This is a genomic window from Candidatus Planktophila sp. (genome assembly GCF_046070465.1).
Classification (GTDB): Bacteria; Actinomycetota; Actinomycetes; order Nanopelagicales; family Nanopelagicaceae; genus Planktophila.
This window is the reverse complement of the sequence record NZ_JBJTMK010000035.1, coordinates 1-8240: the sequence shown is the minus strand read 5'-3', so window position 1 is coordinate 8240 and position 8240 is coordinate 1. Positions and strand designations below refer to the sequence as shown.

7 protein-coding genes and 1 pseudogene are annotated in these 8240 nt (G+C 49.0%); 1 reads left to right on the top strand and 7 read right to left on the bottom strand.

The features are described from left to right. The first annotated feature begins 174 nt into the window (after positions 1–174). Positions 175–912, top strand: a complete 738-nt coding sequence (locus ACKOVI_RS01815) for a LuxR C-terminal-related transcriptional regulator (RefSeq protein ID WP_509602249.1) — start codon at positions 175–177, stop codon at positions 910–912. Positions 913–940: 28 nt separating this feature from the next. Here ACKOVI_RS01815 and ACKOVI_RS01810 read toward each other — a convergent pair whose 3' ends face one another. The 7 genes and pseudogenes from ACKOVI_RS01810 to ilvN all read right to left on the bottom strand — a co-directional run. Further along, positions 941–1318: a hypothetical protein gene (locus ACKOVI_RS01810; protein ID WP_509602247.1), complete on the bottom strand. Its 378-nt coding sequence runs from the start codon at positions 1316–1318 to the stop codon at positions 941–943. Between the two features lie 122 nt (positions 1319–1440). Then, positions 1441–3027 (bottom strand): citramalate synthase, encoded by a 1587-nt coding sequence (gene cimA / locus ACKOVI_RS01805; protein ID WP_509602245.1) that lies wholly within the window; start codon positions 3025–3027, stop codon positions 1441–1443. Beyond that, entirely contained in the window at positions 3027–4106 is a 1080-nt protein-coding gene (locus tag ACKOVI_RS01800) for a branched-chain amino acid aminotransferase (protein ID WP_509602243.1), read from the bottom strand. Before ACKOVI_RS01800 ends, cimA begins: the two co-directional genes overlap by 1 nt. Beyond that, a complete protein-coding gene (locus tag ACKOVI_RS01795; RefSeq protein WP_509602241.1) occupies positions 4107–5147 on the bottom strand; it encodes a 3-isopropylmalate dehydrogenase in 1041 nt (346 codons plus the stop codon). It abuts the gene before it with no gap. After that, complete coding sequence (gene serA / locus ACKOVI_RS01790) at positions 5148–6740, bottom strand: phosphoglycerate dehydrogenase (protein WP_509602239.1); 1593 nt, start codon at positions 6738–6740, stop codon at positions 5148–5150. Then, entirely contained in the window at positions 6733–7758 is a 1026-nt protein-coding gene (ilvC, locus tag ACKOVI_RS01785) for a ketol-acid reductoisomerase (RefSeq protein WP_509602237.1), read from the bottom strand. Before ilvC ends, serA begins: the two co-directional genes overlap by 8 nt. A 111-nt stretch (positions 7759–7869) precedes the next feature. Next, positions 7870–8100, bottom strand: a pseudogene (gene ilvN, locus ACKOVI_RS01780) (acetolactate synthase small subunit); the annotation flags it as partial. Between the last annotated feature and the right edge of the window lie 140 nt (positions 8101–8240).

Below are 8240 nucleotides of genomic sequence, written 5' to 3'. Positions count from 1 at the left end.
GCCATTCGCTAAGTACTCGGTGAGTACTGCGAGTTGTTGGATATACATGTATATCTTCCCCCTGGGCTTTCCTGGCTGACTACCACTGCGATAGTGGGATTAGACAGGCCTTCTTAGGGGTAAGCCCACTATCGCAGTGGTAGTCAGCCAGGAAAGCCCAGGGGGAAGATATACATGTATATCCAACAACTCGCAGTACTCACCGAGTACTTAGCGAATGGCAAGAGGACACTCGATGATGCCTGCAAATACTTAGTACTTCACACACTCAAAGAATTCTCAGCACAGGCGATCTACGTGGGTGGAGTTGAATCTGATGGTCACTTAACCCTCAGGTCATCATTTGGGTTTGAGGCAAATTATATCAATCAGTGGGAACGAATACCGCTTTCGGTTGAGATTCCGGTGGTGGAAGCAATAAAAAATAATTCGGTCATGATTTTTAGCGATCAAAACAAATTTTTCGATTCCTACCCTAGAGTCAATGAGCAAGGCACTATGGACAGAAATTGGAGTAGTTGCATCGCAAGTCCAATTCAAAATATTGGAGCATATTTCCTTGTTCTAGATAAGAAAATTAAAGTTACGGTCGAACTAGAGTATTACCTAGAGTCAATTGGAAACTTGCTCGCTATTATTCTTCAAGAATCAGAGAACAACCATGAGCTAAAAGTCACAACACCAAAGCGGGTTGCTCTTACCAAATCCTCACTGTCGCCTCGCCAAGAGTTAATTCGTAATCTGCTAGCTAAAGGATTTACAAATCCGCAAATAGCCAGTGAGATCGGATTTTCTGAATCCTTGGTTCGTCAAGAGACAATCTCCATATATGCCCACATGAATGTCTCGGGCCGCAAGGAACTTATTAAAAAAATGGAAGAAAATTTGCAAGCAGATGGCCTTCACTTTTAGGGTGAAGGCCATCTGTCGGAGGTATGAACTACTGGATAGTCATCGTCTTAACGTAACGGCCGCCCATCCGAACTCGTAATTTTTGACCTTTTATTAATTTCTTTGCGTATGAGATTGTTACCTTGCCATCTTCCTTCCAGAGAGCAAAATGGTCCCAGCCCTTATATGTGGTCAATCCATTCTTTGTCGTACCTACTTGAAGAATGATCAATCTGGTCCAATACGAATCTGGAAAATCCATAATCAAGGTTGTACCCGTCGCTGTTGCTACTGGCGTAATCTCAAAGACAAGTGTTGCTGGATCTACCGCTACTTCATCTACGGCGCTTGCTGATTGCAAGCCGGATAAGCCGATTGAGATAAGTAGCACGCCCGAAAGGGCGGTGCGTGCGATTGTGTTTCTCATGACTTCCTCCTAAGGAAGAACTTTCATTTGCACTGTACGCCCATCAATGAAAAATGGATATACCGAATCGAAGCTATGAGAACTAGTATTTAAACTGCGAGAACAAGCGTTGCCCCTAGTGATTAGGGTTGCAATCCCTGACGAAGCAAGCCGAAAGTCAGGGCATCTTCCAGAGCCATTGCAGAAGCTGCAATCACATTCTCATGAACACCAACGGTGTTCCACTCGCCCTTGCCATCTGAAGTCTCAATTAATACGCGAGTAATCGCACCGGTTCCAAGGCGACCTTCAAGAATGCGAACTTTGTAGTCCGTCAATTCAAGAGAAGAAATCTGTGGGTAGAGCTCATTGAGACCATCGCGAAGAGCAGTATCAAATGCGTTTACAGGACCATTGCCCGCACCAGAGCAAGTGATCTCTTTGCCTTGTGCCGTAACAGTGACTTCAGCCTTGGTAATGATGGTGCCATCGACATCATGCTCAGTAGTTGTAAGCCAGTGATCAATGGAGAAAAATGAAGGGCGCTTGCCAGTTGATTCTTCGAGAAGAAGCAGTTCAAATGAGGCATCAGCTGCTTCAAAGGTAAAGCCCTGTGCCTCCATCGCCTTTACCTTCTCGACGATGCGAGTAATGAGCTCGCGGTCTCCCCCGAGGTCAACACCTAGCTCTTGAGATTTCAATTCGATAGATGCGCGGCCTGCCATATCAGAGACCAACATGCGCATATCGTTTCCAACAGAGGCTGGATCTTCATGCTGATAGAGCATCGGATCTACTTTAATTGCAGATGCATGCAGGCCAGCCTTGTGGGCGAAAGCGGATACACCTGTATATGGCTGACGTGGTGACGGTGAAATATTCGTTACTTCAGCAACTGCATGCGAAATGCGGAATGCCTCACGAAGTGCATTTTTTGGAAGAACTTCTTTCTTCTTCTTCAGCTCGAGATTGGCAATGATGGTGACGAGATCAGCATTACCTGTGCGCTCACCGTAACCATTAAGAGTTCCCTGAACATGGGTCGCACCGGCAGCCACCGCAGCCATTGAGTTTGCCACTGCACAACCTGTGTCGTTATGGCAATGGATTCCTACGCGAGCTGACGTTGAAGCGATAACATCATGAACAACATCTGCAATTTCATCCGGCAACATTCCACCGTTGGTATCGCAGAGCGCAGCAACATCGGCACCTGCCTCCATCGCAACGCGGATAACTTCAAGAGCATATGCACGGTTGGCACGATAGCCATCGAAGAAGTGCTCTGCATCGAGAAATACTCGCTGACCTTCTGCGCGAAGGTGTGACACTGAATCGCGAATCATTGCGAGGTTTTCATCAAGGGTTGTCTTCAGTGCGAGATCCACGTGGCGGTCATAAGACTTTGCTACGAGAGTGACACCCGCTGCACCAGAATCACGTAGCGCTGCAAGAAGTACATCATCTGCTGCTCTTACTCCTGGGCGACGAGTCGCACCGAATGCCATAAAGGTTGCGTTCTTAAGCTTGAGCTCTTTCTTGGCCAAGGCAAAGAATTCAGTGTCCTTCGGATTTGCTCCCGGCCAACCGCCTTCGATAAACCCAACACCGAGATCATCAAGGTGGCGTGCAATAGTCAGCTTGTCATGAACCGAGAGATTGAGACCCTCTTGCTGCGCACCATCACGAAGAGTGGTGTCGTAGATATGAAAGCTGTCGTCGATTGGCATTACTTGACCGCAACATTCCAATTATGCGTATCCGCAACTGTACCGTGCTGGATTGCCAACATGTGATTACGAATCTGCATAGTGATTGCGCCAGGCTTGCCGTCGCCAGTAATCCACGTGCCCATCGCTGACTTGGCTTGACCGACCGGTGAAATAACGGCTGCAGTTCCGCAGGCGAAGATCTCTGTGATCTCACCTGATTGAACTCCGTCACGCCAATCATCGACCGACAACATCACTTCTTCAGTCTTGTAGCCAAGGTCTTTTGCTGCAGTAAGAATAGAGTCGCGAGTAATTCCAGGAAGCAAAGTTCCGGTGAGTTTTGGAGTCATGACAGTCGCATCAGCACCTGTTCCCTTTACAAAGTAAAGGTTCATGCCGCCCATCTCTTCAACCCACTTACGTTCTTTTGCATCGATCCATACAACTTGATCGCAACCTTCGGCAGCTGCTGCCTTCTGCGCAACAAGTGATGCTGCGTAATTTCCACCGCACTTTGCCTCACCGGTTCCGCCCTGTGCGGCACGGACATACTCCGTTGAAATCCAGACAGAGACTGGCTTTGATGGATCAAAGTAAGCACCAGCGGGAGTTGCAATAAGAATGTACTTCGCTTTATTAGATGGACGAACACCAAGGCCAACTTCTGTTGCAATCATAAAAGGTCGAATATAAAGAGACTCTCCCACATTCTTTGGAACCCAATTAATATCTTGCTTTACCAAGGTATGAACTGTTTCAAGGAAAAGTTCTACTGGCATCTCCGGAAGAGCTAGACGTTTTGCAGAGTTTGCAAAGCGACGAGCATTTGCCTCAGGACGAAAGAGTGAGACCGAACCATCTGGTTGACGGTATGCCTTCATTCCTTCGAAGATTTCCTGACCATAGTGAAAGACTGCCGTTGCAGGATCTAAAGTCAGTGGACCATACGGAACAAGCTCAGGTTCTGACCAACCACTCTCTTGCGACCAATCACAGACCACCATGTGATCTGTGTAGTACTTACCAAATCCACCTTCAGCAATCAGCGCATCGCGCTTCTCGGCTGGGACTGCATTCGGATTGAGAGTGATCTTCATTTACTTCACCAAATTCACTAACGCTTGGCCAACTTCTGTTGTGCTGCGCTTAGCATCTCCACGGTTGAGAAGATCCTGTGCAACAGCCTTTTCGACATCGCGAGCTGCATCGCTCAGTCCAAGGTGGTCGAGCATCATTGCAACAGACATGATTGTCGCCGTTGGGTCTGCAATGTTTTTGCCTGCAATATCAGGTGCTGAACCATGAACTGGCTCAAACATTGATGGGAACTTCCCTGTTGGGTTGATATTTCCTGAAGCTGCAAGTCCGATGCCACCACAGATAGCTGCAGCGATATCGGTCAAGATATCTCCGAAGAGGTTATCTGTCACAACGACATCAAAGCGTTCTGGGTTGGTCACAAAGAACATTGATGCTGCATCAACGTGAAGATAATCAGTTGTAACAGCTGGATATTCCTTGGCCACTTCGTTAAATGTACGAGTCCACAATCCACCGGCACGTGTCAGAACATTGTTCTTATGTACGAGTGTCAGCTTCTTGCGTTCACGCTTTGCTGCGCGCTCGAATGCATCGCGGATAACGCGCTCTGCACCACGACGAGTGTTGAGAGATTCCTCTGTTGCAATCTCTGCCTCTGTACCTTCAGCGAGCGTCCCGCCTGCGCCAACATAAGGGCCTTCAGTTCCTTCGCGAACAACCACGAAGTCGATTGGAGCCTTTGTTGCAAGTGGTCCTGTAACGCCAGGCATTAGTTTGGCAGGGCGAAGGTTGATGTAGTGATCGAATGCGAATCGAAGCTTGAGCAACAAGCCGCGCTCGAGAACCCCTGAGGGAACAGTGGGGTCTCCCACTGCGCCGAGCAGAATGACATCTGCCTTCGCGAGCTCTGCCATAACAGAGTCAGGAAGAACTTCACCAGTGCGATGCCAGTAACCGGCACCGAGGTCGTAGTGGGTTTTGTTGAAAGTAACACCGTACTTTGCAGCAACAGCATCGAGGACTTTCAAGCCCTCCCCTACAACTTCAGTACCAATTCCATCACCTGGAATGACTGCCAAATTAATTGTGCGTGACATTTACCCCACCAAAGTCACTGAACGGACGAGTTCTGCGCCGATTTCACTCTTGAGTGAAGCAGCAACGGAGTCAGAGATCTGTGAATCAACGGTCAACGCCATAAGTGCGCTTCCACCTTCTGAATCACGAGCAACCTGCATACCTGCAATGTTGATCTGTGCATCCCCGAGAGCCTTACCAACAGCACCTACAACACCTGGCTTATCTGTATAGCGAAGGAACAAGAGGTTGTCGGTTGGTGGAAGATCGAGATCAAAACCATCGATTGCGATGATTTTCTCGACTTTCTTGATACCCATCAAAGTTCCATCAACACAAACCTGCTTACCATCTGCAAAAGATGAGTGCAGTGAAATCATGCTGCGGTATTCGGGGCTATCTGGAGTGGTTGTCACACTTGAAGACATGCCACGTTCTGTTGCAAGACCAGGTGCGTTGACATAAGTAACATCTTCACAACCAATTGCAGCGAGAGCCCCCTTGAGCGCACTTGTTGCAAGGATGGATGAGTCATGGCCTGAGATATCTCCTTTTACAGAGACAAACATTGATACAGGAATTTCGCCAGCGATTGCTGTTGCGATCTGAGCCATCTTCTCGACCAAAGGTAGTGATGGACGAATCTCATCGTGGATTGCACCACCCTTAACGTTGACTGCATCAGGCACAAGTTCGCCGGCAAGCGCCTTGCGAACAGAGACGGCAACTGCAATACCTGCACGCTCTTGAGCTTCGTCAGTCGAAGCTCCAAGGTGTGGTGTTGCAACAACTTGATCCAATTGAAAGAGTGGTGAATCAGTGCATGGCTCTGTAGAAAATACATCGAGTCCTGCGCCAGCAACACGTCCTTCTGTGATTGCATCGTAGAGAGCAGCTTCATCAAGTACTCCACCGCGTGCAGCGTTGATGATGCGGACTTCCTTCTTCACCTTCTTGAGAGCTTCAACACCGATGAGGTTTGCAGTCTCCTTTGTCTTAGGGAGGTGGATAGTGATGAAGTCAGAGCGCTTTAAGAGCTCATCGAGTTCAACAAGCTCGACACCTAGTTGCGCAGCGCGAGCTGGCTGAAGGTATGGGTCATATGCAACGACGTTCATCCCGAATGCCTGCATGCGGTGAGCGACGAGCTGACCGATACGACCGAAGCCAACGATTCCGAGAGTCTTCTCGAAGAGTTCTGCTCCTGTGTACTTAGAGCGAGCCCACTTGCCGTTCTTCAACGCGGCATGTGCTGGGGAGATAAAACGTGCAGATGCGAGCAACAGTGAGATTGCAAGCTCTGCAGCAGAGACGATATTTGATGTTGGTGCATTCACAACCATGACGCCAGCGGCGGTTGCTGCAGGAATATCAACGTTATCGAGACCGACACCTGCGCGAGCAATGACCTTGAGACCCTTTGCTGCAGCAATTGCTTCTGCATCCATCTTTGTTGCAGAACGAATAAGAACTGCATCAACTCCCTTACCAAGAGCCTCAAGGAGCTCTGCGCGGTTTGCGCCATCGCAATTACGAACCTCGAAGTCAGGACCGAGTGCATCGAGTGTTGCAGCGCTGAGTTCTTCAGCAATCAGAACAACAGGTTTAGCCACGTGAAGCACTTCCCTCTTGGTAATCCTCGTTGTCATTCTTCTTCATCCAGCTAAACATCTTGCGGAGTTCACGGCCGACCTTCTCGATCTGGTGTGATTCACCCTTTTCGCGAAGTGCTGTGAATTCTTTTGCGCCGTTCTCGAGGTCGTCGACGAAACGCTTTGCAAACGCACCTGACTGAATATCCGCAAGAACTGCCTTCATGTTCTCCTTGACGTGTGGGTCGATAACGCGTGGACCGGATACGTAGTCACCGAACTCAGCTGTGTCAGATACTGACCAGCGCTGCTTTGCGATTCCACCTTCGTACATAAGGTCAACAATCAACTTAAGTTCATGCAAGCACTCGAAGTAGGCAACCTCTGGCTGGTATCCAGCTTCAACAAGAGTTTCGAAGCCGTACATCACAAGCTGTGATGCGCCGCCACAGAGAACTGCCTGCTCTCCGAACAAATCTGTCTCTGTCTCTTCGGTAAATGTTGTGAGGATTCCGCCTGCGCGAAGTCCGCCCATCGCCTTTGCATAGGAGAGCGTCAATGGCCAGGCGTTACCTGTTGCATCCTGCTCGACAGCAACGATGTCAGGGACGCCACGTCCAGCTGCGAACTCGCGACGGACAAGGTGTCCTGGCCCCTTCGGTGCAACCATGCAGACATCAACATCTACTGGTGGCTTGATGTAACCGAAACGAATATTGAAACCGTGACCAAAGAAGAGAGCATCGCCCTTTTCGAGATTAGGCAAGATTGACTCTGCATAGATGTGGCGCTGAAGGTGATCTGGAGCCAAGATCATGATGACATCAGCTTCTTTTGCAGCGGTAGCAACATCTACAACGCGAAGGCCTTCTGCCTCTGCCTTTGCACGAGATGGTGAACCTTCCTTAAGGCCAACGCGAACATCAACCCCTGAGTCGCGAAGGTTAAGTGCGTGTGCATGGCCCTGTGAGCCATAACCGATGATCGCGACTTTGCGACCCTGAATTACGGATAGATCTGCATCCTGATCGTGATACATCGTTGCCACGGTATTTCTCCTTTAGTCGTTTCTTGCTATGAATTTTTATTGTCGGAATTAGTTTTGGTAATCGGGCTGGGTGTCTTTCACTGGCTTCTTGGCTCCATCAACGAGCTCTTCAATGCTGATAACACTAATGAGCTTGTCCAATTGAGCGATAACTTGCTCGAGAGAGTGGCCTTCAAGGTTGACTTGAATCACCATCTTCGAAACTTCTGGGTTAGATGTTGGCCCTACAACTAGCGTGTCGATGTTGTATGCACGGCGGGCAAAGAGCCCTGATACGCGAGCAAGTACGCCTGGTTCATTTTCAACGAGAACTTCAAGTGTATGAATAGACATTAGAGCTCCTGTGAATCCCAGTCAGGCGCTGTTGCGCGGGCGATCATGATTTCATCATTGGATGTTCCAGCAGCAACCATGGGCCAGACCATCGCATCGCGATGAACACGAAAATCGACAACAACTGGTTGGTCGTTGAT